The sequence below is a fragment of the Pseudomonas furukawaii genome (genome assembly GCF_002355475.1).
Taxonomy (GTDB): Bacteria; Pseudomonadota; Gammaproteobacteria; order Pseudomonadales; family Pseudomonadaceae; genus Metapseudomonas; species Metapseudomonas furukawaii.
Genome location: NZ_AP014862.1, coordinates 2,009,440 through 2,035,032 on the forward strand (window position 1 = coordinate 2,009,440; position 25,593 = coordinate 2,035,032).

A 25,593-nucleotide genomic window follows, 5' to 3' on the forward strand; every position below is an offset into this window, starting at 1 on the left:
ACCTCGTTCTTAGATGGCGTTATGGGTTTTCAGCCAGCCCAGGCCGGCAGCGGTGGTGGTGGCCGGCTTGTATTCACAGCCGATCCAGCCCTGGTAGCCGATGCGGTCCAGGTGCTCGAAGAGGAAGCGGTAGTTGATCTCGCCGGTGCCCGGCTCGTTGCGCCCCGGGTTGTCGGCGAGCTGCACGTGGTTGATGGCGGCGAGGTTGCCTTCCACGGTGCGGGCCAGGTCACCTTCCATGATCTGCATGTGGTAGATGTCGTACTGCAGGAACAGGTTGGCGCTGCCGACCTTTTCGCGGATGGCCAGGGCCTGGCGGGTGTTGTTCAGGTAAAAGCCCGGGATGTCGCGGGTGTTGATGGCTTCCATCACCAGCTTGATGCCGGCGGCCTCGAGCTTATCAGCGGCGAATTTCAGGTTGTCGACGAAGGTCTGCTCGACGGTGGCGCAGTCGATTCCCTGCGGGCGGATGCCGGCCAGGCAGTTGACCTGGGTGTTGCCCAGGACCTTGGCATAGGCAATGGCCTTGTCCACGCCGGCGCGGAATTCCTCGACGCGGTCGGGATGGCAGGCGATGCCACGCTCGCCCTTGGCCCAGTCACCGGCCGGCAGGTTGAACAGCACCTGTTCCAGCTTGTTGGCGTCCAGGCGGGCGCGGATTTCCTCGACCGGGAAGTCATAGGGGAAGAGGTACTCGACACCGCTGAAGCCGGCTTGGGCGGCAGCGGCGAAACGGTCCAGGAAGTCCACCTCGGTGAACAGCATGGACAGGTTGGCGGCAAAACGGGGCATGAGTGTCTCCTTCTGGTTCCCCAGGCCCCGCAAGCGGGGCAGGGGAGATGAAAGCCCCGCTCCCACCACGAATGGGAGCGGGGTAGACGGCAATCAATCCAGCAGCGAAATGGCGGTCGGGGCGTCGGCGCCGGACAGGGCCAGCTCCTCGAACTCGTTGACCGCGTTGATCTCGGTGCCCATGGAGATGTTGGTGACGCGCTCCAGGATGACTTCCACCACCACCGGTACGCGGAACTCCTCCATCAGCTTGCGGGCCTGGGCGAAGGCGGCCTGCAGGTCGTTGGCGTCGAACACGCGGATGGCCTTGCAACCCAGGCCCTCGACCACGGCTACGTGGTCCACGCCGTAGCCGTTCAGCTCCGGTGCGTTGACGTTCTCGAAGGACAGCTGCACGCAGTAGTCGATCTCGAAGCCACGCTGCGCCTGGCGGATCAGGCCCAGGTAGGAGTTGTTCACCAGCACGTGGATGTAGGGCAGGTTGAACTGCGCGCCGGCCGCCAGCTCCTCGATCATGAACTGGAAGTCGTAGTCGCCGGACAGGGCGACGACCTGGCGGCTCGGGTCGGCCTTGACCACGCCGAGCGCTGCCGGAATGGTCCAGCCCAGCGGGCCCGCCTGGCCACAGTTGATCCAGTGGCGCGGCTTGTAGACGTGCAGGAACTGGGCGCCGGCGATCTGCGACAGGCCGATGGTGCTGACGTAGCAGGTGTCCTTGCCGAAGAATTCGTTCATTTCTTCGTAGACGCGCTGGGGCTTGACCGGCACGTTCTCGAAGTGGGTCTTGCGGTGCAGGGTGCGCTTGCGCTCGCGGCAGGATTCCACCCAGGCGCTGCGGTCCTTCAGCTTGCCGGCGGCTTTCCACTCGCGGGCGACTTCGAGGAAGGCGTCCAGTGCCGAGCCGGCGTCGGAAACGATGCCGAGATCCGGCGTGAAGACGCGGCCGATCTGGGTGGGTTCGATGTCCACGTGGATGAAGCGGCGGCCCTGGGTGTAGACGTCGACGGAGCCGGTGTGGCGGTTGGCCCAGCGGTTGCCGATGCCGAACACCAGGTCGGATTCCAGCAGGGTGGCGTTGCCGTAGCGGTGCGAGGTCTGCAGACCGCACATGCCGGCCATCAGCGGGTGGTCGTCGGGGATGGTGCCCCAGCCCATCAGGGTCGGGATGACCGGAACGCCGGTCAGTTCGGCGAACTCCACCAGCTTGTCGGACGCGTCGGCGTTGATGATGCCGCCGCCCGACACGATCAGCGGACGCTCGGCCTCATTCAGCATAGCCAGGGCTTTCTCGGCCTGGATGCGGGTGGCACTGGGCTTGTTCACCGCCAGCGGCTGGTAGGCATCGATGTCGAACTCGATCTCGGCCATCTGCACGTCGAACGGCAGGTCGATCAGCACCGGGCCGGGACGGCCGCTGCGCATCTCGAAGAAGGCTTTCTGGAAGGCGTAGGGCACCTGGCCCGGCTCCAGGACGGTAGTCGCCCACTTGGTCACCGGCTTGACGATGCTGGTGATGTCGACGGCCTGGAAGTCTTCCTTGTGCATGCGGGCGCGCGGAGCCTGGCCGGTGATGCAGAGGATCGGGATGGAGTCGGCGGACGCCGAGTACAGGCCGGTGACCATGTCGGTGCCGGCAGGTCCGGAGGTGCCGATGCAGACGCCGATGTTGCCCGGGTTGGTGCGGGTGTAGCCCTCGGCCATGTGCGAGGCGCCCTCGACGTGACGGGCCAGTACATGGTCAACGCCGCCGATCTTGTTCAGGGCCGCATACAGCGGGTTGATGGCGGCGCCGGGGACGCCGAACGCGGTATCGACGCCTTCACGGCGCATCACCAGGACGGCAGCCTCGATTGCTCTCATTTTGGCCATGTTTTGTGCCTCTTTATTGTGAAAATTGTATACAACCAACGTGGCCCGATTCTATGCAGGTGCTGACTAAGGGGTCAAGGCCATTCGTGAGGCTAAAGGTCGCAGAGAGGCGACTCTTTTAAAACGCCCGTTTCATGGTCGTCTCAGGAGCCTGTCAGCAGGTTGGTTGAAATACTGTATACAAAAAATAATGTGATTGTATCTATGTGTTGATTTTTTTGTGTTCGATGGGATAGTGATCTACAGCTTTCAGACGCACCGCAGGACGGGCTGGAAAATGCCCGCATGGCTGGACGGAGTTGCTTCGTGGCAGCCCGGACGGTGCCGCACAAGGTTCAACCACTCATGAGGAACGCTTGAAATGACCACCCTGACCCTGGAAACCGCCGTGAGCATTTCCAATCACGCCCTGGCCACCGGCCGGGAGCTGCGCACCGCCCCGCTGACCATCGCCGTACTGGATGCCGGCGGTCACCTGATCAGCCTGCAGCGCGAGGACGGTGCCAGCATGCTTCGCCCGCAGATCGCCATCGGCAAGGCGTGGGGCGCGGTTGCCCTGGGCAAGGGGTCGCGCCTGATCGCCGCCGACGCCCAGCAGCGTCCGGCCTTCATCGGTGCGGTGAACAACCTGGCCGACGGGAACCTGGTCCCGGCTCCTGGCGGTGTGCTGATCCGCGATACCCAGGGCCAGGTGATCGGCGCCATCGGTATCAGCGGCGACACCTCCGATATCGACGAGCAGTGCGCCGTGAGCGCCGTGGAGGCTGCCGGTTTCCGGGCTGACGCCGGCGCGGCCTGATGCCGTGCGGGGTTGCCCCGCAGCGGAAATGAAAACGGGGAGCCTGCCGCCTATGCGGTTGGCTCCCCGTTTTCATTGGGATCGGGATCGGGATCGGGGTTGGCGCGGTGTCACTCCACAGCCTTGGGGCCCTCGCTGCGGGGTATGGGCGCACGGCGCGGGACCAGGCGCCTGGCGGTAGTGGCCTGGCAGCAGGCACAGCATCGCGGCTCCCCGGCTCCCCGGCTAGCTGGCTGCGATGGGTAGATCGATGCTAGTTCCCTTCATCCACCACCTCGTCCTCTTCCTTGCTGCTCACCATGCTGTGATGGACGAAGGCCTGGGCGATCACGGTGCGCAACTGCTCGTCGTCCCAGGGCTTGGTGAGGAACTTGTAGATGGCGCCCTGGTTGATGGCATCGGTGACTGATTTCAGGTCGGTGTAGCCGGAGAGCACGATGCGCACGGTGTCCGGGTAGAGGTCCTTGACCCGGCTGAGGAACTCGGTGCCGTTCATCTCCGGCATGCGCTGGTCGGACAGGATCACCTGGATATCGTGGCGAGCCAGGAGGCCGAAGGCGTCCTGGGCGCGGGTGGCGGTCAGGATCTGGTAGCCGTCGCGGCGCAGCACGCGGGTCAGGGCGCGAAGGATGTTCTCTTCATCGTCCAGCAGCAGCAGGGTCTGGCCGCCCGGGGTGCCCGAGCGCGACTCCAGGTAGGCGGCCGGGCTCTTGTGGTGCTCATGGAAGAAGCGCTCCAGCTGGTCGAAGGGCATGGGCCGGGCGAAGTAGTAGCCCTGGAACTCGTCGCAATGGCTCTTCTTCAGGAAGGCGAACTGGGATTCGGTCTCGACGCCCTCTGCGATCACTCGCAGGCGCAGGTGGTGGGCCATGGAAATGATGCCCTGGGTGATGGCCGCGTCATGGTGGTCGCTGATGACCTCCTGGACGAAGGCGCGGTCGATCTTGACCTTGTCGATGGGCAGGCGCTTCAGGTAGTTGAGGCTGGAAAAGCCGGTGCCGAAGTCGTCGATGGACAGCCGCACGCCAAGCGCCTTGAGCGCCTGCAGGGTGGCGATGGCACGCTCGGCGTTGTCCAGGAGGACGGTCTCGGTGATCTCCAGCTCCAGCAGTTCGGCGGGCAGGCGGCTTTCCTCCAGCACCCGGCGCACGGTATCGACGAAGATGTTGCGCTGGAAATGCACCGCCGAGATGTTCACCGCCACCACGGTCCCGGTGACGCCCTGGTCCATGAGCCGGCGGCAGTCGCGGCAGGCGGTGGCCAGGACCCATTCGCTCAGCGGGATGATCTGTCCGGTGTCTTCGGCCACCGGGACGAACTGCGCCGGCGAGATGAAACCCAGCAGCGGGTGCTGCCATCGCAACAGTGCTTCGTAGCCGGTGACCCGCCCGTTGCGGCCGTCGATCTGGGGTTGGTAGTAGAGCATGAAGGCACTGGACTCTATGGCTTTCTGCAGTTCATTGCGCAGGGTCACCCGTTCGCTGACCTTCTGCTCCAGGTCCGTGGTGTACCACTGGTAGCAATTGCGCCCCTGCTGCTTGGCCTTGTACATCGCGAGGTCCGCCTGCTGGATCAGTTGCATGGGCTGCTGCATGCCTTTCTCGCTCAGGGCGATGCCGAGGCTGGCGGTGATGTGCAGTTCGCTGCCGGCGATGGGGTAGGGGCGGGCGATGCAGTCGATGACCCGCTCGGCCACCTGCAGCACGTCCTCCTCCCGGGCCAGGTCCGGCAGGATCAGGATGAACTCGTCGCCCCCCAGGCGCGCCACGGTGTCGCCGGGACGCACCTGCTGGCTGAGGCGCCGGGCCACCTCCACCAGGATCTGGTCGCCGATGCCGTGGCCCATGGAATCGTTGATCGGCTTGAAACCATCCAGGTCGATGAACATCACCGCCAGTTTGCGCCGGTAGCGCTGGCTGATCTGGCAGCCCTGGCGCAGGCGGTCCTCCATGAGCGAGCGGTTGGGGAGGCCGGTGAGGACATCGTGGCTGGCGTTGTAGGCCAGTTCGGACTCCACGCGCTTCTGTTCGGAAATATCGTTCTGCACGCCGATGAAATGGGTGATGCGGCCATGCTCGTCCGGCACGGGAGCGATGTAGAGGTCGTTCCAGAAGGGCGTGCCGTCCTTGCGGAAGTTGCGCAGCACCACATGGACCTCGCGCTGTTCCTCCAGGGCTCGACGGATCTCGGCGATGCCCGTCTGTTCGCGGTCCGGTCCCTGGAGGAAGCGGCAATTGCGCCCCAGGGTCTCGCCCGCGCTGTAGCCGGTGATGCGTTCGAACGCCGGGTTGACGTAGATGATGGGCAGGTCGGGGGCGCTGGCGTCGCAGATCAGCGCGCCGTTGTAGCTGGCCTCGATGCTGCGCTGGAGGATGCGCAACTGCTCCTCCGACTGCCGGGTCCGGCTGATGTCGCGGAAGGCGATGACCCAGCCCCCCAGCGCCCTGGCGTGCAGCAGTGGGGCGCAGTCGTAGGCGATATGGCGCTCACCCCCCAGCCCCATTTCGCCGTGGCGTGTCGCGCTGGCCCCGGCGTCGTACAGATCCAGGGGCAGCAGTTCCGCCAGGGGGCGACCGAGCAGGGCGTCCACCGGCTTGCCCAGGAGGGTGGCGGCGGCCGGATTGACGAAGGTCAGTCGACCCTGGCGATCCACCGCCAACAGCCCCTCGCCAACGCTGTCGGTGATGGCGGAGGTGAAGTCCAGCTGTTCCTGCAGGCGCTGCTCGCCGGAAAGCACCTGTTGCACCAGGCGGATGTTCTCCAGGGCGGCCACCACCATCTGGGCGAACTGCTGGGCGATGGCCAGGTCGTCGGTGTCGAAGTCGCCCTCCAGTTTGTCGGACAGCTGGATCAGGCCCAACTGGCGTCCTTCGTGGTCCACCAGGGGCACGGCCAGCCAGCTTTGCAGGGGCGCGTTGCGGATTTCCAGTTCCGCGCGAGTCAGTAGCCGAGGCAGGCAGGAATCGTCGGGCTCGTTCCCCAGGGCCAGCCCCTCCGGCGTGAGCAGCGGCGCATTCCAGGGCTGATGACGGGCGGACAAGGAGAGCGCCTGCAGGTCCGGATGGTCCGCCAGGGTCAGCAGCGACTGATGGGCGCCCACCAGCAAGCGCAGTCGCTCGCACATGAAGTCCAGCAGGGCCTGGGTGTCGAGAATGCCGCCGATGTGCAGTGCCGTCTCGCTGAGGCCCCGCAGCAGCTGCGCCTTGCGCTCGGACTGGGCGAGGGTGTCCTGCAGGGCGCGGGTCATCCGGTTGCGCTCGCTGATGTTCTTGGCGATGCCGAAAACCCCGACGATCCGTCCTTCCACCACGATGGGCAGGTTGGTGATGTCCAGCTCCAACAGCGCGCCATCACGGTTGCGGCAGGTGGCCTCGTAGCGCTGGGCCTTTCCGTCCAGGGCGGCTTTCAGGTGCTTCTCGACCTGTTCCACATCCGCGTCCACCACCAGGCAGGAGAAGTACTGGCCGAGCAGTTCATCGGAGCCGTAGCCGATCAGCGTGCCACCCGCCTGGTTCAGGCTGACGAAGCGTCCTTCGCGGTCGAAGGAGAACACCGGATCGGGGTTGAAGGTGAACAGCGAGCGATAGCGTTGCTCGCTTTCCAGCAGGCGCAGGCGGTCGTGCTGGCGCTCGATGGCGATGGCCGCCAGCTGCCCGGCGGTGCTGATGAGCTGGAGGGCATCGTCGTCCGGCACGCAGGGGAAGCGCAGGTGCATGGCGAAGGTGCCGAGCACGTCGCCGTGGTGGGAGATCAGCGGTATGGCCCAGCAGGCACGCAAGCCGTGGCGCAAGGCCAGGTCGCGGTGGCTGTGCCAGAGCGGATCCTCGCTGATGTCCTCGCTCACCACCATCTGCCGGCGGAACACCGCGGTACCACAGGCGTCCGCCAGGGGGCCGATGGCCTGTCCGTCCAGGGCCTGGCGGTAGGCGCCCGGCAGGCTGGGGGCGGCGCCCGGCTGCAGGCGCTTGCCCTCGGCGTCCACCAGGTGCACGGAGCAGAGGGCGGCGGGTTCCAGGGTTTCGCTCATGAGGCAGATGGCTTCGAGGATGTCGCCCAGGGACTGGTCGGTGGAGATCATGCTGAGGATGTCGCGCTGGTCCTCGGCGTAGGCCTCGTGGCGAACCAGGCTGGTGATGTCGTGGGCCACGGCGAACAGGGTGCGCTCGCTGTCCGACCAGCCCGCCGACCAGAGCAGGTGCACCACGCTGCCGTCCTTGCGCTGGCAGCGGTTGCGCACCGCTTCCCAGGACTCGCCCCGGATGATGGCCTGCAGGTCGCCCCGGGTGCGCTCGCGGTCTTCGGTGAGGACCACGTCGGTGTAGGGGCGGCCGATCAGTTCCTCCGGGCGGTAGCCCAGGACGCTCTGGCAGGAGGGGCTCACCTGGGTGAAACGCTCGTGTTCGTCGATGGAGCAGAGCACGTCCATGGAGTGTTCCATGATCCGCTGGTTCTGCCGCTGCAGGCGCGCCTGGTGCTGAAGGCTCAGCTCAAGCTCCCGGTTGCTGTGCCGCAGCCGCCTGCTGCGGTCCAGGGCCAGGCGGGAGAACCGCTGGTTGACCATTAGCAGGAAGGTGAAACCGAGTCCGAAGAGCATGAACAGCGGCGGCAGGTAGACCGCAGCGGCATCGCGCCTTGGGAGCAATTGGAAGAGCCGCAGGCTCCAGCGTCCCTCCGGTCCCAGGTTGGTCATGTTCTCGCCCAGGGGCTGTAGCTCGCGCCGGTCCGCCGGTCTTTGCGACAGGTACACACGACGGTCACCTTCGGACACTTCCAGCACGAAGCCCTCCAGGTCGCGACCCAATTGCTGGTCGAGAGTCGCCCTGATGTCCAGCACTGCCACCAGCAGCGCCGTAGGCTGCCCGGCCAGCGTCACCGGGGTGGCGACCAGGAGGCTGGCGTTCGAGCCTCGGAAGTTCTGGGCTGAGCTCATCCGCGAATGGGTTCCGCCCTCTACCTGGCGTAGCCAGTCGCGCTGCTGCGGCAAGGCGAGGAAGTGCATCAGCCAGGTCGCTGCCTGCGGCGACCGCGCCTGCTGTCGTTGCGGCGCGAGGTCGGTGTCCAGTACGGCAATCAGGTCGATATTGGGAAAGTCACGCAGGTAGCTGCTCGCCTCCTGCCGCCAGAGCCCTTCCGTCGGCATTTCGCCCAGAGCCCGCCAGCGCTCGCCCATGCGCTGCATCAGTTGCAACCGGGTGGTGACGGTGTGCTCGATGGACGACTGGGCCCTCATCAGCAGCTGGTGGCCGTGGGTGTTGAGGCTGGAGATTTCGTTCTGGCTCAAGAGGAACCAGCCGATGCAGGTGGCCAGGGCCCCCAGCAGGCCGGTGAGGGTGGTGCGACGATCGAGCGGTTGCCGGTGTTCCTCCCGCAGGGCGCCCAGCATCAACACGGCGGTGCCCAGCAGGGCGATGAACAGGTTGGCGACATGCCCGGCCTCGGGGCGCAGGGAGAATCGTGGCAGGTCAGGGCTCGCGCCCAGCGAGGCGAACTCGGACAGCAGCGCCAGCAACAGCAGCACGGCGCCGCAGCACTGGCTGGGCCAGCGTCCACCGCGTCTCGCCACCGACAGCAGGGTGGCCAGGCCGAACAGGCTGGCGACGATGGCCAGCTCGCTGCGGATGTGCCAGAGGCCACCGACCAGGGAGTGCCCCGGATCGTTGCCTCCGGTCAGCAGGTTGTGGCCGAAGCTGTAGGCGGACAGGACGACCAGCGTCAGGCTGGCCAGCAGGGCGGTACGTGCCCGGCCTCTGGCTGCGGCCAGCAGGGCGCTGCCGGCAAGCAGGGTGACCAGCGCGGTCTCCGGAAGCAGCACCAGTTCGTGACGGCCCGGATTGCCTTGGAGCACAAATGCCAGCAGCCCGATGGCGCCCAGGATCATGAGGGCGAACGCCAGGCAATGAAGGAAGGCCTGGTAGCTGAGGTCGCGATTCTGTCGCGCCATGCTGTCGTGTCCTTCCTCGTGGGGGAGGGCGCCCTGGTCTCGGATATCAGTCATCCAGTTCGTCGCCCTCGAGCAGGACGGCGCCGTCCGGGTCGCGGCGTACCCGTGTCAGGCCGGGATGCTGGGCTTCAAGCCGGAGAAGCTCCTGACGCTGACGGTCCAGGGTGTGCTGCTGGCCGCGCAGTTGCTCCAGCAGGCGGCGATTCTCGGTACGCAGTCGGTAGAGATCGACGGCGGCTTGCAGGGCGCTCTCGACGTCGTAGTCGTCCCAGGGCTTGGAGAGGAAGCGGAAGACTTCGGCGCGGTTGATCGCCTTCATCAGGGTGGCGCGGTCGCCGTGGGCGCTGAGCAGCAGGCGCGCGGCTTCCGGTTGGCGCTGGCGGGCGAACTGCAGGTAGGTCAGTCCGTCCAGGCGCGGCATGTTGAGGTCGCAGAGGATAGCCGCGTACTGCTGTTGCGCCAGGGCCGCCAGCGCCGCTTCGGGATCGTCGAAAGGCTGCAGCTCCCAGCCCTGGGGGCGCAGCAGTCGTTGCAGCGCGGTGAGAACATGGGGTTCGTCGTCCACCAGTTGGATGGTGATCATCAGCTGTTCTCCACCGCCGTGGCGGTTTCGTTGGCGGGTCTTCGGACATGCAGCGTGTAGCGGGCCCCTTCGCTGGCTTCGAAGGCGATCAGTTTGTCGATCACGGCGGCGCTGAGCTGTTTTCCGGCGTTGAGCAGCAGCATGCCGCTGTCCGCCAGGAGATTGCGGGCCAGGATCATGCCGGGTTCGAGGCGGCGCGTATCCATCACGAGGACGTCGGGGTCGCTGCCCTGCAGGTCCGGCGCCTGGTGGGTACAGAAGTCGATGAAGTCGCGGCACAGGACGGGATCGTAGAGACGGCCCGAGTAGCGGGCGAGGAACTGCAGGGCTTCCTCGCGGGACTGCGGTCGTTGCAGCACCAGCCCGCACTGCAACTCCACGAAGTCCACCGCCAGCTTGAGCAGTCGGGCGCCGAAAGGGATCGCCTCGCCGTGAAGGTGGTCGGGGAAGCCCGCGCCGTTCCAGTGCTCCTGGTGGTGGCGGATCAGCTGACTGGCATCGTGCAGCGGCTCCAGGGTCATCAGCAGGTTTTCTCCCTGGACCGGGTAACGGTTGTAACGCTCCCGCTCGTCCCGGTGCAGCAGGTCGCTGGGGCGACTGAGCAGGTGGTCGTCCCAGGTGAGCTTGCCCAGGTTGTACAGCGCGGCGGCCATCGCCAGGTCGCGGTTGTCGGCTTCGGAGAGCTGCCGCTGGGCGGCGTAGGCCCGGACCAGGGCGATGACCTGGGCATTGCTGCGTTTGTCGGTGGGCAGGCGCTGGTTGAGCAGGGAGGCGAATACCTCGGTGGTGGTCACGTAGCTGTGGTGCAATTCCTCGTAGGCGAGGTCGAGCATGTCGGCGGTCTGCTGAAGCTCGGCGGTGCGGTCGCGAACCCGTTGCTCCAGATGGGCGTTCAGCTCCTGCAGTCGGCGGTTCTGTTCCAGGGCGAGACGCTCCAGGCGCCGGTGCTCGCGCTCGGCGTGCTGGTGGGCCAGGGCCTGGCGCAGGGTGGCGCGCAGCTCATCGTCGTTCCAGGGCTTGGCGAGGTAGCGGTAGATCTGCCCTTGGTTGATGGCGCGTATGCAGGTGGTCAGATTGGCGTCACCGGTGAGCAGCAGGCGCCGGGTGTCGGGCCAGCGCCGCTGGACTTCGGAGAGCAGGCCTGGGCCGTCCAGGCCGGGCATGCGGGCATCGGTCATCAGCAGGTCGACCGGTTCGCTGGTCATCCGCTCCAGCGCCTGGATGCCGCTGCTGGCGGTGAGCAGCCGGTAGGGTTCGCCTCTCAGGGCGCGGCCGAGGGCGGCGAGGATGTGTGGCTCGTCATCCACCAGCAGGACGCATGGCAGCTTGCCTTCATCGCTCATGCCGTTGGCTCCCCGCAGCCGGGCTGGCGCAGGGGCAGCCAGACGCGGAAGCGGGTGCCTTGCCCCGGCCGGCTGCTGACTTCGATGCGTCCGCCGTGTTTCTGCACGATGTTGTAGGACAGGGCCAGTCCAAGCCCCGTGCCTCGTCCAACGGGCTTGGTCGTGAAAAAGGGTTCGTAGATGCGGTGGAGGATGGAGGGATCGATGCCCTTGCCGTTGTCTTCCACCTCGATCCAGGCCCAGCCGTCCTGGTGGCCGCTGCGCAGGGTGATGCGACCGAAGGTCTCGATGGCGTGGGCGGCGTTGATCAGCAGGTTCATCGCGACCTGGTTGATCTGCGAGGGGATGCATTCGACTTGCGGCAGATCGCCATATTCGCGGATCACCTCGGCCTTGTACTTGAGTTCGTTGTTCACCAGGTTGAGGGTGCTGTCGAGGCCAGGGTGCAGGTCGGCCAGGTGGAACTCCTCTTCCTCGATGTGGGAAAAGTCCTTCAGCGCCGAAATGATCTTCTTCACCCGCTCTATGCCGTCCCCGGACTCGTGGATCAGGGCCTCCACGTCATTGCGGATGTAGTCGTACTCGAGGCTGCGCTTGAGCTGCTGGAGTTCTTCCAGGCTGCCGACGCCATCCACCGCATCGACCAGGCGGAGCAGGTCGTTGACGTAGCCCGAGAGGGTCTTGAGGTTGGAGAACACGTAGCCGATGGGGTTGTTGATCTCATGGGCGACCCCGGCCGCCAACTGGCCGATGGCGGCGAGCTTTTCAGACTGCAGGAGCTGGGCATTGGCTTTCTCCAGCTTGCGGATGAGTTGCTCCTGCTCCTGCTGCTTGCTGCCCAGGGCGTTCAGTGCGGCGGCCAACTGGTCGTTGGAGCGGGCGAACTCGGTGGTGTCGTAGAGCAGCAGCCCGAAGCAGCGTTGCCCATCACTCTCGAAGGGGAAGAGCAGGGTGCTCTGCAGTCGCAACGGGTTCACCTGCCCCTGCGGGCCGTAGGGCAATTGGATCAGGTAGGGGTCTTCGCGCCAGTGGGTGTAGGCGTGCAGTCCCTGGTCACGGGCCTTGTCCACCATCGCCGCCAGCCTCGGCGTATCGGCCTCCGGGAAGACGGTCACCAGGGGCTGGCCGATGGCCGAGGCGAGGTCCTTGCCGCTGCGTTGGGTGATGAAGGTGTTCCAGTGGAGGATGTGCAGATCCCGGTCGAGGAGGATGACACCCACCTCGATCTGTTGGATCAGGGCACTCGCAAGATCGATAGGGCTGCTATCCATGACATCGCCCGCATTCTCAAGATGAAGCTTGGGTTCGGAGGTTGAAATCTGCCGATTCTCCGACTTTGTTGTAGGAAGTGTATGACAGATTCCAGGCGTCCGAATTCTGACGAAAGTAAAGCTGAAAGGCCAGGATGTTGCCTGGTCGCAGGAGGCGAAGGGTAGATCATGGGATTGGATACGAGGTCCGAAACGCAGGTGCGTTATGAGTTCCGCTTTCCCGATGGTCGCCTCTGGGTCCATGGCGTGGACCTTGCGCCGGTCCCTCCGGAGCCGGGGCCCGAGTGGGCACGCCTGGGGTTCCAGCAATGTGGCAACTGTCCGCTGAAGGTCGCGGAGATCCGGGATTGTCCGTTCGCCACGGCCCTGGCCCGACCGATGGCGGTATTGGCGCGATCACCGTCCTATGAGGAGGTGGCGGTGACCGTGTCCTGGCGGGGGCGGGAGGTCCGTCAGCACACCACCCTGCAAAGGGCGCTCGGGTCCCTGCTGGGCCTGCTGGGAGCCACCAGTGGATGCCCCCATACGCGGATGCTGCGGGCGATGGCCTGGTTTCATCAGCCCTTCAGCTCGTCGTCGGAGACCTTCTACCGGGTCGTCGGTACCTACCTGCTGGGCCAGCATCTGCGGCAGGAGCGGGGGCTGGAGCCCGACTGGAACCTGGACGGACTGCGGGAGCTCTACCGGAACCTTCGCCAGGTGAACCTGGGCATGGCCGGGCGGCTGCGGGCGGCGGCGGAAGAGGACTCCAGCCTGAACGGCCTGATCCTGCTGGACCTGTTGGCCGCGGATACCCTGTATTCGCTGGACAGCTACGAGGGGGAGCTGGATGGCTTCTTCGCGGAATTCTTCGAGGAGGAGTGAGGGATCGCGCCATCTGGGCGGGCCCGGGAGGCGGGCCCACCGGGCTTTCAGCGTTCGTCGAGGGCGAAGGCCGTGAGCGCGAAGGTCGGAATGCCGGCATCGGCCAGGCGCTCGGAGCCACCCAGCTCCGGCAGGTCGATGATGGCGGCGGCCTCGAACACGCTGGCGCCCATGCGGCGAACCAGGCGGGCTGCCGCCAGCAGGGTGCCGCCGGTGGCGATCAGGTCATCGAAGATCAGCACCTTGTCGCCTTCGCAGAGGCTGTCGCTGTGGGCTTCGAGGAAGGCTTCGCCGTACTCGGTCTGATAGGGCTCGGAGAGCACTTCCGCCGGAAGCTTGCCCTGCTTGCGGAACAGCACCAGGGGCTTGTTCAGCTCATAGGCGATGATGGAGCCGATCAGGAAACCCCGGGCATCCATGGCGCCGATATGGCTGAAGTCCGTTTCGACGTAGCGCTGGATGAAGCTGTCGGCCACCAGGCGCAGGGCGCGGGGCGACTGGAAGAGCGGGGTGATGTCGCGGAACACGACGCCGGGCTTGGGAAAGTCCGGTACCGGGCGGATCAGGGTCTTGATGGAGAAGTCGTCGAAGATCATGTCGATGCCTGGTGGAGAGGGCGGGTTGAAACGGCTGCGCCCACCGCTGGCGGATCAGCTTTCGATGCTGCCGCCGGCCATGGCGCAGAGTTCGATGGGGTCGAGGATGTGGACTTCCTTGCCTTCCGCCGCGATCAGCCCGGACTGCTGGAAGCGGGTGAAAACGCGGGATACGGTCTCCACGGCCAGGCCCAGGTAGTTGCCGATCTCATTGCGGGACATGGCCAGGCGGAACTGGTTGGCCGAGAAGCCCCGCGCACGGAAGCGGGCGGACAGGTTGACCAGGAAGGTGGCGATGCGTTCGTCGGCGGTCTTCTTGGAGAGCAGCAGCATCATTTGCTGGTCATCACGGATTTCCCGGCTCATGACCCTCATCAGCTGGCGGCGCAGCTGTGGCAGCTGGACGGAGAGCTCGTCGAGCCGCTCGAAGGGAATCTCGCAGACGGAGGTGGTCTCCAGGGCCTGGGCAGAGACCGGGTAGAGTTCGGTGTCCATGCCGGACAGTCCCACCAGTTCGCTGGGCAGGTGGAAACCGGTGATCTGTTCCTCACCGGTGTCGGTCACGGTGAAGGTCTTCAGGGCGCCGGAGCGCACCGCGAACACCGAGCCGAAGGCGTCGCCCTGGCGGAACAGGAGTTCGCCCTTCTTCAGGGGGCGTCCGCGCTTGACGATTTCGTCCAGGGCATCCATGTCCTCCATGTTCAGCGAAAGAGGCAGGCACAGGGCGGCCAGGCTGCAGTCCTTGCAGTGGGCCTGGGGTACGTTGCGCACCTTGATGATTTCGGACATGGGGCCATTCCTTGAGAGGCAATCACACAATGCGGGTAAGGTTAACGCAGGGTGGGAACGACAGCCAGTGATTGGCTGGCGCGGATTCGTTCAAGTCCGGGGCGCTGTGGCCGATAGCCGTACTGTCGAAGGACAGGAGAAGCCCCATGTTACGCATCGACACTTCCAATCCCGCAGCACGGGTGGCCGAGTCGGTGCGACGACAGGTCGCATTCAGGGAAAACGGCCCTCGGGATCCCGAGGCCTTGCGCGAGGATATCCGGGTCAGTCTCACCGATCTGGGCAAGGCGTCCAAACCACGCAGCAACGACGACATCGACGAAAGCGATCTACCCGACGGCATCAAGGAGCTGCTCAAGATGATCCGTGAGCTGAAGGCTCAGATCGCCGAGCGCCAGGCCGAGCTGGAGGCTATCGCCGCCGACCAGGGCCTGGACGAAGAGGCGCGCCTGCAGCGCCTGGACGAGGTTCGCGCCCAGCTCGAATCGCTGCGCAGTGCCCTGTCCAGTGCCAACCTCAACCTGGCCAGGATGATGCGTGAGTCCAACCTGTCGGAGGAGCAGTCCATCGAGGTGGGACGCCTGCTGATGGCCTGATCCCGGGTCAGATGACCCGGGAAAAGCGTTGCTGGTCCTGGCGATTGAGGTAGTGGTCGAACAGCATGCACAGCGAGCGCACCAGCAGACGGCCAGCGGGCAGCACGTCGATGCGGTTCTCGCGCAGGTCGATCAGCCTGTCGTGGTGCATCTGCTCCAGTTGCGGCCAGATCTCGCCGAAGTAGCCACGAAATTCAATGTTGAAGCGCCGTTCGATGGTGGCGAACTCCAGCTCGAATTCGCAGATCAGCTGCTGGATCACAGCCCGGCGAATGCGATCGTCCTCATCACAGACCAGGCCACGGGAGGTGGCCAGCAGCCCGTTCTCCAGCGCGTTCTGGTAGTCGTTCAGTTGCGCATTGTTCTGGCAGTAGAGATCGCCGATCTGGCTGATCGCCGAGACCCCCAGGCCGATCAGGTCGCAGTGGCCGTGGGTGGTATAGCCCTGGAAGTTGCGCTGCAGGCGGCCGTCCTCCTGGGCGATGGCCAGTTCGTCATCGGGCAGGGCGAAGTGGTCCATGCCGATGTAGCGATAGCCGGCGGCGCGCAACTGCTCGATGCTGCGCTGGAGCATTTCCAGCTTCTGCGCGGCGCTGGGCAGGTCCTCGCTGCGGATGCGCCGTTGCGGCATGAAGCGCTCGGGCAGGTGGGCGTAGTTGAAGATGGACAACCGGTCGGGTTGCAGGGCGATCACTTCGTCCAGGGTCCGCGCGAAGCCGTCCGGATTCTGGCGGGGCAGACCGTAGATCAGGTCCAGGTTGAGCGAGCGGAATTGCAGGGTGCGCGCGGCCTCGACGATGGCGCGGGTCTCTTCCAGGCTCTGCAGGCGGTTCACCGCCCGCTGCACGGCGGGATCGAGGTCCTGCACGCCCAGGCTGACGCGGTTGAAGCCCAGCTCCCGCAGCAGTCCCATGGTGGACCAGTCGGCCTCCCGGGGGTCGATCTCGATGCCGTAGTCGCCGGAGTCGTCGTCCAGCAGCCTGAAGTGACTGCGGAGGTGGCCCATCAACCGACGCAGTTCATCGTGGCTGAGGAAGGTCGGGGTGCCGCCCCCGAAATGCAGCTGTTCGACGCGCTGTTGCGGGTCGAGGTGGCAGGCGATCAGTTCGATCTCGCGCTCCAGGCGCTCGAGGTAGGGCAGGGCGCGCCCCCGGTCCTTGGTGATGACCTTGTTGCACGCGCAGTAGTAGCAAATGTTCGCGCAGAAGGGCACATGCACGTAGAGGGACAGCGGGCGTCGTGCCTTGCGGCTGTCCCTCAGTGCATGGAGCAGGTCGAAGGAGCCCACCTTGTGACTGAACTGCACGGCGGTGGGATAGGAGGTGTAGCGCGGGCCTGGGGTGTCGTAGCGGCGGATGAGGCCGGCGTCCCAGCGGATATCGTCGAGCATGCGGGCATCCCCGGTTAGGCTGTCTGTGGCGGCAGTCTAGGGGGCGTCCGTCGGGGCGGTCTTGACTTGCATCAAGCCGATCAGTGGCTATGCCGAGGTGCGCTGGCACTCGCGTCCTGATGCCCGCCGTGTCCCATGAGCCAGGCCTGGTGCGGGCCAGGCAGGGTCCAGAGGCCGAACAGGATCACCAGCAGGCCCCCGGCGATGCGCACGCCGCGTCTCCGCAGCAGGGCGGTCAGGCGCTCGGCGGCCAGGCCGGTGGCCACCAGGATCGGCAGGGTGCCAAGGCCAAAGGCGAACATCAGCAGCGCGCTGTCGGTGGCCGAGCCCTGGCTGGCGGCCCAGAGCAGGGTGCTGTAGACCAGGCCGCAGGGCAGCCAGCCCCAGAGACCGCCCAGGAGCAGGGCGCGAGGCAGGCTGGAGACGGGCAGCAGGCGGCTGGCGACCGGCTGGATATGGCGCCAGAGCCCTCGCCCCAGGGCTTCGATCCGCGTCAGTCCGCTCCACCAGCCGGCCAGGTAAAGCCCCATGCAGACCAGCAGTGTCGCCGCCAGGACGCGCAGCGCGGTGGCTGCGGGGCTGTTGGCGATGGCCCATCCGGCGAGGCCGATGAGAAGCCCAGCGGTGGTGTAGCTGAGGATGCGGCCCAGGTTATAGGCGAGCAGGAGGCGCAGGCGGCGGGCGCGCTGCTCTTTCGGGATCGCGAGGGTCAGGGCGCCCATCAGGCCGCCACACATGCCCAGGCAATGACCGCCACCCAGCAGGCCCAGGATCAGCGCGGAAAGCAGCAGTGGAAGGAGTTCAGCCACGGGGCTTGTCCTGGTCGTCCGGCGGCTGCTGCTCGTTGCGTTCGGCTTCGGCGATGCCGGCCTGGTGCTTGGGGTCTTCGTCGTCGAACAGGATGCTGTGGGCGGGCCCATCGAGGTCGTCGTACTGGCCGCTGTCCACGGCCCAGAAGAACAGCCAGATGGCGAATCCGACCAGGCCGATTGCGACGGGGATCAGGATATAGAGCGCGGGCATCGGGATATCTCGTTTCCGGGGCGTTTAGCTTCTGGCCAGCCGCAAGGCGTTGATCACCACCAGCAGCGAGCTGACCGACATGCCGAACGCGGCCCAGAGGGGGGTGATCCAGCCGAGGGCGGCGAAGGGCAGAACCAAGCCATTGTACAGGGTCGCCCAGGCCAGGTTCTCGACGATGATCCGACGGGTCCGACGGGCCAGGGAGAACGCCTGCACCAGGCTGCCCAGCCGGTTGGAGAGGAGCACCGCGTCGGCGCTGGTCTTGGCGAGATCCGTGGCGCTGCCCATGGCGACGCTGATGTCGGCGCCGGCCAGCACCGGCACGTCGTTCACGCCGTCCCCCAGCATCAGGACCTTGTGGCCGCGCTGGTGCAGGTCGCGCAGCACGTCGAGCTTGGCGTCAGGCGTGAGGCCGCCTCGGGCATCCTCGATGCCGAGCTCCCGCGCGATGCCCGTCACCATGGGGGAACTGTCGCCGGACAGCAGCAGGGTCTTCCAGCCTCGCTCACGGCAGGCGTCGAGCAGGGCGGAGGCGTCTTCACGGAGGCGGTCGTCGAGAACGAACCAGGCCAGGGGGCCCTGCTCGTCGCCCAGCAGCAACCACTGGCCCTGGTCGCCGGGAATCGCGGGAGTCGGCTGCCCGGCGAGTTCGGCGACGAACCCGGGCTGGCCGATACGCAGGCGTTGGTCGCCGACACGGCCTTCGAGGCCGCGGCCAGGGATGCTGTCCACCTGCTCGGCGGCCTGGGGGGCGCGGCCGAAGGCACGAGCGATGGGGTGCTCGGAGCGGTTCTCGAGGGCGGCGGCCAGGCTCAGGCAGCGGTCCCGATCGAGGCGGCCCAGGGGGTGGATGGCGCTCAGGGTCAGGCGTCCCTCGGTGAGGGTGCCGGTCTTGTCGAAGATCACCGTATCGATCTGGTTCAGGCCTTCGAGCACGTGGCCCCGGGTGAGCAGCAGGCCCAGCTTGTGCAGGCTGCCGGTGGCGGTGGTCAGCGCGGTCGGCGTGGCGAGGGCCAGGGCGCAAGGGCAGGTCGCCACGAGCAGGGATAGCACGACCCAGAAGGCCCGGTCGGGATCGATCTGCCACCAGAGGATGCCGACGAGGGAGGCGGCGGCGAGGACGATCAGCAGGAACCATTGGGCGACCTGGTCGGCCACTTCCGCCAGGCGAGGCTTGTCGGCCTGGGCGCGGTCCAGCAGGCGGACGATGGCGGAAAGGCGGGTGTCGTCGCCCAGCGCCTGGACCTCGACGGTGAGGGGGCCTTCCACATTGAGGGTGCCGGCGGTGACGGCGTCACCTTCGGTGCGCGGATGGGGCAGGTACTCGCCGGTGAGCAGCGACTCATCGACGCTGGATTGGCCGGAGAGGATGCGACCGTCGGCGGGAAGCAGGGCGCCTGGCGGTACCAGCACACGGTCACCGACCTTCAGTTCGCTGAGCAGGATCCGTTCGCTCTGGCCATCGCTGCCGAGCCGCAGGCAGGAGGCGGGCAGCAGGTTCACCAGCTGCGCCGTGGCGGCCGCTGTGCGCTCCCGGGCCCGGCGCTCCAGATAACGACCGGCGAGGAGGAACAGGGCGAACATGCCCACCGCGTCGAAGTAGAGTTCGCCGACGCCGGTGATGGTGGACCAGATGCCCGCGACGTAGGCACCGCCAATGGCGAGGGAGACCGAGACGTCCATGGTCAGGTGGCGGGTGCGCAGGTCCCGCAGGGCGCCGCGGAAGAACTGGCCGCAACAGTAGAAGACGATGGGGGTGGTGAGGAACAGGCTGACCCAGCGCAGGATGGTATCCAGCTCAGGCGACAGGTCGATGTTGAACTCCGGCCAGGTGGCCATGGCCGCCATCATCACCTGCATCCACAGCAGGCCCGCCACGCCCAGCTGGCGCATGGCGCGGCGGTTCTCGTCGGCCAGGCGCTCGGCGGCCTCGTCGGCCTTGTAGGGATGGCCGGCGTAGCCGATCTTGCGCAGCTCCTTGAGCAACTGGCTGAGGGGCAGCTGGCTGTCGGACCAGCGCACCTGGAGGCGATGGTTGGACAGGTTGAGGCTGGCCTCGGCGACGCCGGGCAGGGTGCGCAGGTGCTTTTCGATCAGCCAGCCGCAGGCGGCGCAACTGATGCCCTCGATCAGGAGGCAGGTCTCGCTGAGCTCGCCCCGATGTTCGACGAAGGGCTGCTGCACCTCGGTGCGGTCATAGAGGGCCAGTTCGTCCGGCAGTTCGCGGGGAAGGGCGTCGGGGTTGGCGGCGGTATCGCTGCGGTGGCGGTAGTAGTTTTCCAGGCCGCCGGCGACGATGGCTTCGGCCACAGCCTGGCAGCCCGGGCAGCACATGGCCCGCGTCTCTCCCAGCACGCGGGCGTGGAAACGGCTGCCGGTGGGAACCGGCAGGCCGCAGTGATAGCAGGGCTGGGGCGCACTCATCGGCGGTCATTCGCCGAGCTGGACGACACTGCCCCGGGTCAGGGTTTCTTCTTCGAACAGGCGCCAGTCCCGGCCCTGCTCCTGGCCGATCAGCTCGACGAAGCGACGGCCGCTGACCGGCTCCTCCAGGTGGCCTCGGTAATGACCGTCGGCCTGGGGCTGGAGAACGACGCGGCGATCCTTCTCCGGCTGGGTGGGGGAGAGCAGGCTCAGCACCACCTGCTGCGGACGGCTCTTGCCCACCAGCTCCAGGTCGACGTTGCCGGTCTCCTCGTCCAGGCTCAGGCTGGCGCGCATGCCCAGTTCCTTGGCCAGGTTCTCCCGTTCCAGCGAGGTGTTGATGCCCTTGCCGACCTCGTAGTAGTTGTCGGCCACCAGGCTCGGCGGGTTGCGGGTGGCGATCACCAGCATGGTGGTGCCGAGCACCACCGAGGTGCCGAGGATGGCCAGGATGAACCAGGGCCAGGGTTGCTTGTACCAGGTGCTGGGCGTTTCGGACTGCATGTTTCTTCCGTTGTCTTAGCGGACGCTGGGGCCGATGAAGCGGCTGTCGGCGTCGGTCTTGATGCTGGGGTCATCCGCGCTGTGGACGCGGAAGAGGATCTTGTTGGTGCTGGACGGCAACCCGTCGGGTTCGATGGACAATTCCACCGGTACCGAGAGCACTTCGCCCGCGTCGGCACGGACTTCCCGCTTGCCTTCGTACACCAGCCCGTCGAGGCCTTCCGCTTCGATGACGAAGGTCTGGTCTGCCTGGGACTTGTTCATGATCTTCAGGGTGTAGACGTTCTCGATCCGACCCTGCTCGTTCTCGCGGTACAGGACACGGTCCTTGATGACGTCCAGCTCCACCAGGGAACGGATGGCCACGGCGTAGGCGAAGAGGCCGATCATCGCGACGAGGGCGATAGCGTAACCGATCAGGCGCGGACGTAGCAGGTGAGTCGTCTGGCCGTTGAGGTTGTGTTCGGTGGTGTAGCTGATGAGCCCTTTCGGGTAGTTCATCTTCTCCATGATCCCGTCGCAGGCGTCGATGCAGGCGGCGCAGCCGATGCACTCGATCTGCAGGCCGTCGCGGATGTCGATGCCGGTGGGGCAGACCTGGACGCACATGGTGCAGTCGATGCAGTCGCCCAGGCCCTGGGCCTTGTAGTCGATGCCTTTCTTGCGCGGACCGCGGGTTTCGCCACGGCGGGGATCGTAGGACACGATCAGGGTGTCCTTGTCGAACATCACGCTCTGGAAGCGGGCGTAGGGGCACATGTAGATGCACACCTGCTCGCGCAGCCAGCCGGCGTTGCCGTAGGTGGCGAGGGTGAAGAAGCCGACCCAGAAGTAGGCCCAGCCGCTGGCCTCGCCCGTGAAGAACTCGATGACCAGGTCACGGATCGGCGTGAAGTAGCCGACGAAGGTCATGCCGGTGGCGAAACCGATCAGCAGCCACAGGCCATGCTTGGCGGACTTGCGCGCGAGCTTCTGGCCGCTCATGGGGGCCTTGTCCAGCTTCATGCGCTGGTTGCGATCGCCTTCGGTGACCTTCTCGCACCACATGAAGATCCAGGTCCAGACACTCTGGGGGCAGGTGTAGCCACACCAGACGCGTCCGGCGAAGACGGTGATGAAGAAGAGTCCGAAGGCGCAGATGATCAGTAGCCAGGAGAGGAGTACGAAGTCCTGGGGCCAGAAGGTGGCGCCGAAGATGTAGAACTTGCGCTCGGGCAGGTTCCACCAGACGGCCTGGCGGTCGTTCCAGCTGAGCCAGACCGTGCCGAAGTAGAGCAGGAAGAGAAAGGTGCCGCCTGCCATGCGCAGGTTGCGGAAGATGCCGGTGAAGGCGCGTGTGTAGATCTTTTCGCGACTGGCGTAGAGGTCGGTGCTTTCACCGCCCTTTGCCGGGGGAGGGGTAATGTTCTTGACGGGAATCTGTTCGCTCATCGTTCTCGTACCACGGCGGTTGTCGGCGCTCTGACCAGTGCTTTGCCGGTCTGAGTCTAGCTGTCCGCTTCATATGGTACGCCTGATAGCGGCCTGCCATGTGCGACAGTAGGTCGCGCATGGCAGGCAGGGGTGTTACTTGGCTTCGCCTTCCGCAGCGGGTTTCTGCGACAGGCTGTACACGTAGGCAGCCAGCAGGTGCACCTTGTCGTTGCCGAGGATGTTCTCCTGGGCGGGCATGACGCCCTGGCGGCCGTAGCGGATGGTCTGCTGCAGCTGCGCGAAGCTGCTGCCGTAGATGAACGCGCTCGGATGGGTCAGGTTCGGGGCGCCCATGGCCGGGGTGCCTTTGCCTTCCGGACCGTGGCAGGCCACGCAGTTGGCGGCGAAGATCGCCTTGCCCGCTTCCGGATCGGCCTTGGCGTCCTTCGGCAGGTCGCGGCCATCGAGGCCTACGCGAACGAAGGCGGCGACGTCGCGAACACCCTGCTCGCCCAGCACTTCGCCCCAGGCCGGCATCACGCCATGGCGACCGCCCATGATGGTGGTCTTGATGGTCGCGGCTTCGCCGCCCCAGCGCCAGTCGTTGTCGGTCAGGTTGGGGAAGCCGTAGGCGCCCTTGGCGTCGGAGCCGTGGCACACGGAGCAGTAGGAGGCGAACATGCGGCCGCCCATCTTCAGTGCCTGCGGATCCTTGGCCACTTCCTCGATGGGCATGGCGGCGTACTTGGCGAAGATCGGGCCGTACTGCTTGTCAGCCTTGTCCATCTCCTTTTCCCACTGGTGAACGCCAGTCCAGCCAGTGGTGCCCGTGGCGAACGGCTTGCCTTCGGCCACTTCGTTGTAGCCGGGGAAGATGCCTTTCCAGTTGCCCATGCCCGGGTACATGACCAGGTAGCCGACGGCGAAGATCAGGGTGCCGACGAACAGCATGAACCACCACTTGGGCAGCGGGTTGTCGTATTCCTCGATGCCGTCGAAGGAATGGCCAACGGTTTCTTCGGTGCTTTCCTGACGCTGGCCACGACGGGTGGCGAAGATCAGCCAGGTCAGTGCTACCAGCGTGGCGCTGGTCAGCAGGGTGACGTACCAACTCCAGAACGAAGTCATTCTTTGTTACTCCTAGAGGCGTGCTCGTCGCGCTCGGAGGACTTGGGCTCATCCGCGAAGGGCAGGTTGGCGGCTTCGTCGAAGCTGCTCTTGCGCTTGCTGCTGTAGGCCCAGAGCACGACGCCGATAAAGGCGACGAAGACCACGAAGGTGCCTATGCCGCGGAGAGTCCCGATATCCATCGTGCGTTACCGTTTGTTCTTGATTGCAGTGCCCAGACCTTGCAGGTACGCGACCAGCGCGTCCATTTCGGTCTTGCCCTTGACCGCTTCGCGAGCACCGGCGATGTCGTCGTCGGTGTAGGGCACGCCCAGCTTGCGCAGCGCTTCCATCTTGGCGGCGGTGTCCTTGCCATCCAGCTTGTTCTCGACCAGCCAGGGGTAGGAGGGCATCTTCGACTCGGGGACTACGTTGCGCGGGTTGTACAGGTGCGCGCGGTGCCAGTCGTCGGAGTAACGGCCGCCCACGCGGGCCAGGTCCGGACCGGTACGCTTGGAGCCCCACAGGAAGGGGTGGTCCCAGACGCTTTCGCCGGCGACGGAGTAGTGGCCGTAGCGCTCGGTCTCGGCACGGAACGGACGAACCATCTGCGAGTGGCAGCCAACGCAGCCCTCGCGGATGTAGATGTCACGGCCTTCCAGTTCCAGGGCGGTGCGCGGCTTCATGCCTTCCACCGGGGTGTTGGTCACGTCCTGGAAGAACAGCGGGACGATCTGCACCAGGCCACCGATGCTCACGGCGATCACCATGAACAGCGCCAGCAGGCCGATGTTCTTCTCGACTAATTCGTGTTGCTTCATTAGTGAGCTCCTTGCGGAATCTGGGCGCCCGCGTCGTACTCGGCCGGCTTGGCGGCGCGTACGGTGCGGTAGGTGTTGTAGGCCATCAGCAGCATGCCGGTCACGAAGAAGGCGCCGCCGATCATGCGCACCAGGTAGCCCGCATGGCTGGCTTCCAGGGCTTCGACGAAGGAGTAGGTGAGGGTGCCGTCTTCGTTGACTGCGCGCCACATCAGGCCCTGGGTGATGCCGTTGACCCACATGGAGGCGATGTAGAGCACGGTGCCGATGGTGGCCAGCCAGAAGTGGGCGTTGATCAGGCCAACGCTGTGCATCTGCTCACGGCCGAACACTTTCGGGATCAGGTGGTACAGGGAGCCGATGGAGATCATCGCCACCCAGCCGAGGGCGCCGGCGTGTACGTGGCCGATGGTCCAGTCGGTGTAGTGGGACAGGGCGTTCACGGTCTTGATGGCCATCATCGGGCCTTCGAAGGTGGACATGCCGTAGAAGGCCAGGGACACCACCAGGAAGCGCAGGATGGGGTCGGAGCGCAGCTTATGCCAGGCGCCGGAGAGGCTCATCATGCCGTTGATCATGCCGCCCCAGCTCGGAGCCAGCAGGATCAGGGACATGGCCATGCCGAGGGACTGGGCCCAGTCCGGCAGGGCGGTGTAGTGCAGGTGGTGCGGACCGGCCCAGATGTACAGGGTGATCAGCGCCCAGAAGTGCACGATGGACAGGCGGTAGGAGTAGATCGGGCGCTCGGCCTGCTTGGGCACGAAGTAATACATCATCCCCAGGAAGCCGGTGGTCAGGAAGAAACCCACCGCGTTGTGGCCGTACCACCACTGGATCATGGCGTCGGTTGCCCCGGCGTACATGGAGTACGACTTGAACAGGGTCACCGGCATTTCCATGCTGTTCACGATGTGCAGCATGGCGGTTACCAGGATGAAGGCGCCGAAAAACCAGTTACCCACGTAGATGTGCTTGGTCTTGCGCTTGAGGATGGTGCCGAAGAACACCACGCAGTAGGTGATCCAGACGAGACCCAGGAGGATGTCGATCGGCCACTCCAGCTCGGCGTACTCCTTGGAGGAGGTGAAACCCAGCGGCAGGGTGATCACGGCCAGCACGATCACGGCTTGCCAACCCCAGAAGGTGAAGGCGGCCAGACTGTCGGATACCAGGCGGGTCTGGCAGGTGCGCTGCACCACATAGTAGGAAGTGGCGAACAGGGCGCATCCGCCGAAGGCGAAGATCACCGCGTTGGTATGCAGGGGACGCAGGCGGCCGAACGAAGTCCAGGGCAGGTTCAGGTTGAGTTCCGGCCACACGAGTTGTGCGGCGATGAACACGCCTAGACCCATCCCTATGACCCCCCAGATCACCGTCATAATGGCGAACTGGCGGACCACCTTATAGTTATAAGCAGTCTGACTGATTGCTGTGCTCATGCTAGGGGTTCCACGGTTAATGGAGTTTT

The 25,593-nt window shown here is 65.7% G+C and carries 21 protein-coding genes; 3 read left to right on the forward strand and 18 right to left on the reverse strand.

Annotated features, from left to right (window positions below; genetic code table 11):
• Nucleotides 1-9 precede the first annotated feature (9 nt).
• Nucleotides 10-792, reverse strand: coding sequence for a hydroxypyruvate isomerase (hyi, locus tag KF707C_RS09340; protein WP_004422216.1), 783 nt, complete (start codon nt 790-792; stop codon nt 10-12).
• Nucleotides 793-885: 93 nt separating this feature from the next.
• Entirely contained in the window at nt 886-2,661 is a 1,776-nt protein-coding gene (gcl, locus tag KF707C_RS09345; protein ID WP_004422218.1) for a glyoxylate carboligase, read from the reverse strand.
• A 361-nt stretch (nt 2,662-3,022) separates the two neighbouring features.
• On the opposite strand from gcl, the gene KF707C_RS09350 reads away from it, so the two are divergent.
• Nucleotides 3,023-3,460: a GlcG/HbpS family heme-binding protein gene (locus KF707C_RS09350; RefSeq protein ID WP_004422220.1), complete on the forward strand. Its 438-nt coding sequence runs from the start codon at nt 3,023-3,025 to the stop codon at nt 3,458-3,460.
• 253 nt (nt 3,461-3,713) lie between these two features.
• Here the strand turns inward: KF707C_RS09350 and KF707C_RS29920 are convergent, their stop codons facing one another.
• The 4 genes from KF707C_RS29920 to KF707C_RS09370 are packed head-to-tail and all read right to left on the reverse strand — an operon-like array spanning nt 3,714 to nt 12,598.
• Entirely contained in the window at nt 3,714-9,401 is a 5,688-nt protein-coding gene (locus KF707C_RS29920; protein WP_004422222.1) for an EAL domain-containing protein, read from the reverse strand.
• A 46-nt stretch (nt 9,402-9,447) separates the two neighbouring features.
• Entirely contained in the window at nt 9,448-9,984 is a 537-nt protein-coding gene (locus tag KF707C_RS09360; protein WP_004422224.1) for a response regulator, read from the reverse strand.
• Nucleotides 9,984-11,327: an HD domain-containing phosphohydrolase gene (locus tag KF707C_RS09365; RefSeq protein WP_004422226.1), complete on the reverse strand. Its 1,344-nt coding sequence runs from the start codon at nt 11,325-11,327 to the stop codon at nt 9,984-9,986. The genes KF707C_RS09360 and KF707C_RS09365 overlap by 1 nt, the downstream gene beginning before the upstream one ends.
• Nucleotides 11,324-12,598: an ATP-binding protein gene (locus KF707C_RS09370; RefSeq protein ID WP_036994105.1), complete on the reverse strand. Its 1,275-nt coding sequence runs from the start codon at nt 12,596-12,598 to the stop codon at nt 11,324-11,326. Before KF707C_RS09370 ends, KF707C_RS09365 begins: the two co-directional genes overlap by 4 nt.
• 198 nt (nt 12,599-12,796) lie before the next feature.
• On the opposite strand from KF707C_RS09370, the gene KF707C_RS09375 reads away from it, so the two are divergent.
• On the forward strand, nt 12,797-13,462 hold the full coding sequence (locus tag KF707C_RS09375; RefSeq protein WP_004422234.1) for a DUF6901 family protein: 666 nt from the start codon (nt 12,797-12,799) through the stop codon (nt 13,460-13,462).
• 47 nt (nt 13,463-13,509) lie between these two features.
• Here KF707C_RS09375 and KF707C_RS09380 read toward each other — a convergent pair whose 3' ends face one another.
• On the reverse strand, nt 13,510-14,058 hold the full coding sequence (locus KF707C_RS09380; protein WP_004422236.1) for an adenine phosphoribosyltransferase: 549 nt from the start codon (nt 14,056-14,058) through the stop codon (nt 13,510-13,512).
• A gap of 54 nt (nt 14,059-14,112) precedes the next feature.
• Complete coding sequence (fnr, locus tag KF707C_RS09385) at nt 14,113-14,847, reverse strand: fumarate/nitrate reduction transcriptional regulator Fnr (protein ID WP_004422238.1); 735 nt, start codon at nt 14,845-14,847, stop codon at nt 14,113-14,115.
• A 146-nt stretch (nt 14,848-14,993) separates the two neighbouring features.
• On the opposite strand from fnr, the gene KF707C_RS09390 reads away from it, so the two are divergent.
• Nucleotides 14,994-15,443 (forward strand): hypothetical protein, encoded by a 450-nt coding sequence (locus KF707C_RS09390; protein WP_036994108.1) that lies wholly within the window; start codon nt 14,994-14,996, stop codon nt 15,441-15,443.
• Between the two features lie 7 nt (nt 15,444-15,450).
• Here the strand turns inward: KF707C_RS09390 and hemN are convergent, their stop codons facing one another.
• The 10 genes from hemN to ccoN form a co-directional block, all read right to left on the reverse strand.
• Nucleotides 15,451-16,833 carry an oxygen-independent coproporphyrinogen III oxidase gene (gene hemN / locus KF707C_RS09395; protein ID WP_004422243.1) on the reverse strand — a complete coding sequence of 461 codons (1,383 nt, stop codon included), beginning with the start codon at nt 16,831-16,833 and terminating at the stop codon, nt 15,451-15,453.
• Nucleotides 16,834-16,913: 80 nt separating this feature from the next.
• Nucleotides 16,914-17,642 (reverse strand): sulfite exporter TauE/SafE family protein, encoded by a 729-nt coding sequence (locus tag KF707C_RS09400; RefSeq protein ID WP_004422246.1) that lies wholly within the window; start codon nt 17,640-17,642, stop codon nt 16,914-16,916.
• The gene (gene ccoS / locus KF707C_RS09405; protein WP_004422247.1) at nt 17,635-17,856 is read right to left on the reverse strand and encodes a cbb3-type cytochrome oxidase assembly protein CcoS; all 222 of its coding nucleotides are present in this window, start codon (nt 17,854-17,856) and stop codon (nt 17,635-17,637) included. The genes KF707C_RS09400 and ccoS overlap by 8 nt, the downstream gene beginning before the upstream one ends.
• Before the next feature lie 24 nt (nt 17,857-17,880).
• Entirely contained in the window at nt 17,881-20,280 is a 2,400-nt protein-coding gene (locus KF707C_RS09410) for a heavy metal translocating P-type ATPase (RefSeq protein ID WP_004422249.1), read from the reverse strand.
• A gap of 6 nt (nt 20,281-20,286) precedes the next feature.
• Nucleotides 20,287-20,784 carry a FixH family protein gene (locus KF707C_RS09415; RefSeq protein WP_004422251.1) on the reverse strand — a complete coding sequence of 166 codons (498 nt, stop codon included), beginning with the start codon at nt 20,782-20,784 and terminating at the stop codon, nt 20,287-20,289.
• A gap of 15 nt (nt 20,785-20,799) precedes the next feature.
• Complete coding sequence (ccoG, locus tag KF707C_RS09420) at nt 20,800-22,215, reverse strand: cytochrome c oxidase accessory protein CcoG (protein WP_004422253.1); 1,416 nt, start codon at nt 22,213-22,215, stop codon at nt 20,800-20,802.
• 135 nt (nt 22,216-22,350) lie between these two features.
• Nucleotides 22,351-23,325, reverse strand: a complete 975-nt coding sequence (gene ccoP, locus KF707C_RS09425; protein ID WP_004422254.1) for a cytochrome-c oxidase, cbb3-type subunit III — start codon at nt 23,323-23,325, stop codon at nt 22,351-22,353.
• A complete protein-coding gene (locus KF707C_RS09430) occupies nt 23,322-23,507 on the reverse strand; it encodes a CcoQ/FixQ family Cbb3-type cytochrome c oxidase assembly chaperone (protein ID WP_004422256.1) in 186 nt (61 codons plus the stop codon). Before KF707C_RS09430 ends, ccoP begins: the two co-directional genes overlap by 4 nt.
• A 6-nt stretch (nt 23,508-23,513) precedes the next feature.
• The gene (ccoO, locus tag KF707C_RS09435; protein ID WP_004422259.1) at nt 23,514-24,125 is read right to left on the reverse strand and encodes a cytochrome-c oxidase, cbb3-type subunit II; all 612 of its coding nucleotides are present in this window, start codon (nt 24,123-24,125) and stop codon (nt 23,514-23,516) included.
• Entirely contained in the window at nt 24,125-25,564 is a 1,440-nt protein-coding gene (ccoN, locus tag KF707C_RS09440; protein ID WP_036994110.1) for a cytochrome-c oxidase, cbb3-type subunit I, read from the reverse strand. Before ccoN ends, ccoO begins: the two co-directional genes overlap by 1 nt.
• Nucleotides 25,565-25,593 lie beyond the last annotated feature (29 nt).

Excerpts from the sequence above, each read along its gene's own strand:
- hyi (WP_004422216.1), bottom strand. The coding sequence starts at position 792 with ATGCCCCGTTTTGCCGCCAACCTGTCCATGCTGTTCACCGAGGTGGAC.
- gcl (WP_004422218.1), bottom strand. The coding sequence starts at position 2,661 with ATGGCCAAAATGAGAGCAATCGAGGCTGCCGTCCTGGTGATGCGCCGT.
- KF707C_RS09350 (WP_004422220.1), top strand. The coding sequence starts at position 3,023 with ATGACCACCCTGACCCTGGAAACCGCCGTGAGCATTTCCAATCACGCC.
- KF707C_RS29920 (WP_004422222.1), bottom strand. The coding sequence starts at position 9,401 with ATGGCGCGACAGAATCGCGACCTCAGCTACCAGGCCTTCCTTCATTGC.
- KF707C_RS09360 (WP_004422224.1), bottom strand. The coding sequence starts at position 9,984 with ATGATCACCATCCAACTGGTGGACGACGAACCCCATGTTCTCACCGCG.
- KF707C_RS09365 (WP_004422226.1), bottom strand. The coding sequence starts at position 11,327 with ATGAGCGATGAAGGCAAGCTGCCATGCGTCCTGCTGGTGGATGACGAG.
- KF707C_RS09370 (WP_036994105.1), bottom strand. The coding sequence starts at position 12,598 with ATGGATAGCAGCCCTATCGATCTTGCGAGTGCCCTGATCCAACAGATC.
- KF707C_RS09380 (WP_004422236.1), bottom strand. The coding sequence starts at position 14,058 with ATGATCTTCGACGACTTCTCCATCAAGACCCTGATCCGCCCGGTACCG.
- fnr (WP_004422238.1), bottom strand. The coding sequence starts at position 14,847 with ATGTCCGAAATCATCAAGGTGCGCAACGTACCCCAGGCCCACTGCAAG.
- KF707C_RS09390 (WP_036994108.1), top strand. The coding sequence starts at position 14,994 with ATGTTACGCATCGACACTTCCAATCCCGCAGCACGGGTGGCCGAGTCG.
- hemN (WP_004422243.1), bottom strand. The coding sequence starts at position 16,833 with ATGCTCGACGATATCCGCTGGGACGCCGGCCTCATCCGCCGCTACGAC.
- ccoS (WP_004422247.1), bottom strand. The coding sequence starts at position 17,856 with ATGCCCGCGCTCTATATCCTGATCCCCGTCGCAATCGGCCTGGTCGGA.
- KF707C_RS09410 (WP_004422249.1), bottom strand. The coding sequence starts at position 20,280 with ATGAGTGCGCCCCAGCCCTGCTATCACTGCGGCCTGCCGGTTCCCACC.
- KF707C_RS09415 (WP_004422251.1), bottom strand. The coding sequence starts at position 20,784 with ATGCAGTCCGAAACGCCCAGCACCTGGTACAAGCAACCCTGGCCCTGG.
- ccoG (WP_004422253.1), bottom strand. The coding sequence starts at position 22,215 with ATGAGCGAACAGATTCCCGTCAAGAACATTACCCCTCCCCCGGCAAAG.
- ccoP (WP_004422254.1), bottom strand. The coding sequence starts at position 23,325 with ATGACTTCGTTCTGGAGTTGGTACGTCACCCTGCTGACCAGCGCCACG.
- KF707C_RS09430 (WP_004422256.1), bottom strand. The coding sequence starts at position 23,507 with ATGGATATCGGGACTCTCCGCGGCATAGGCACCTTCGTGGTCTTCGTC.
- ccoO (WP_004422259.1), bottom strand. The coding sequence starts at position 24,125 with ATGAAGCAACACGAATTAGTCGAGAAGAACATCGGCCTGCTGGCGCTG.
- ccoN (WP_036994110.1), bottom strand. The coding sequence starts at position 25,564 with ATGAGCACAGCAATCAGTCAGACTGCTTATAACTATAAGGTGGTCCGC.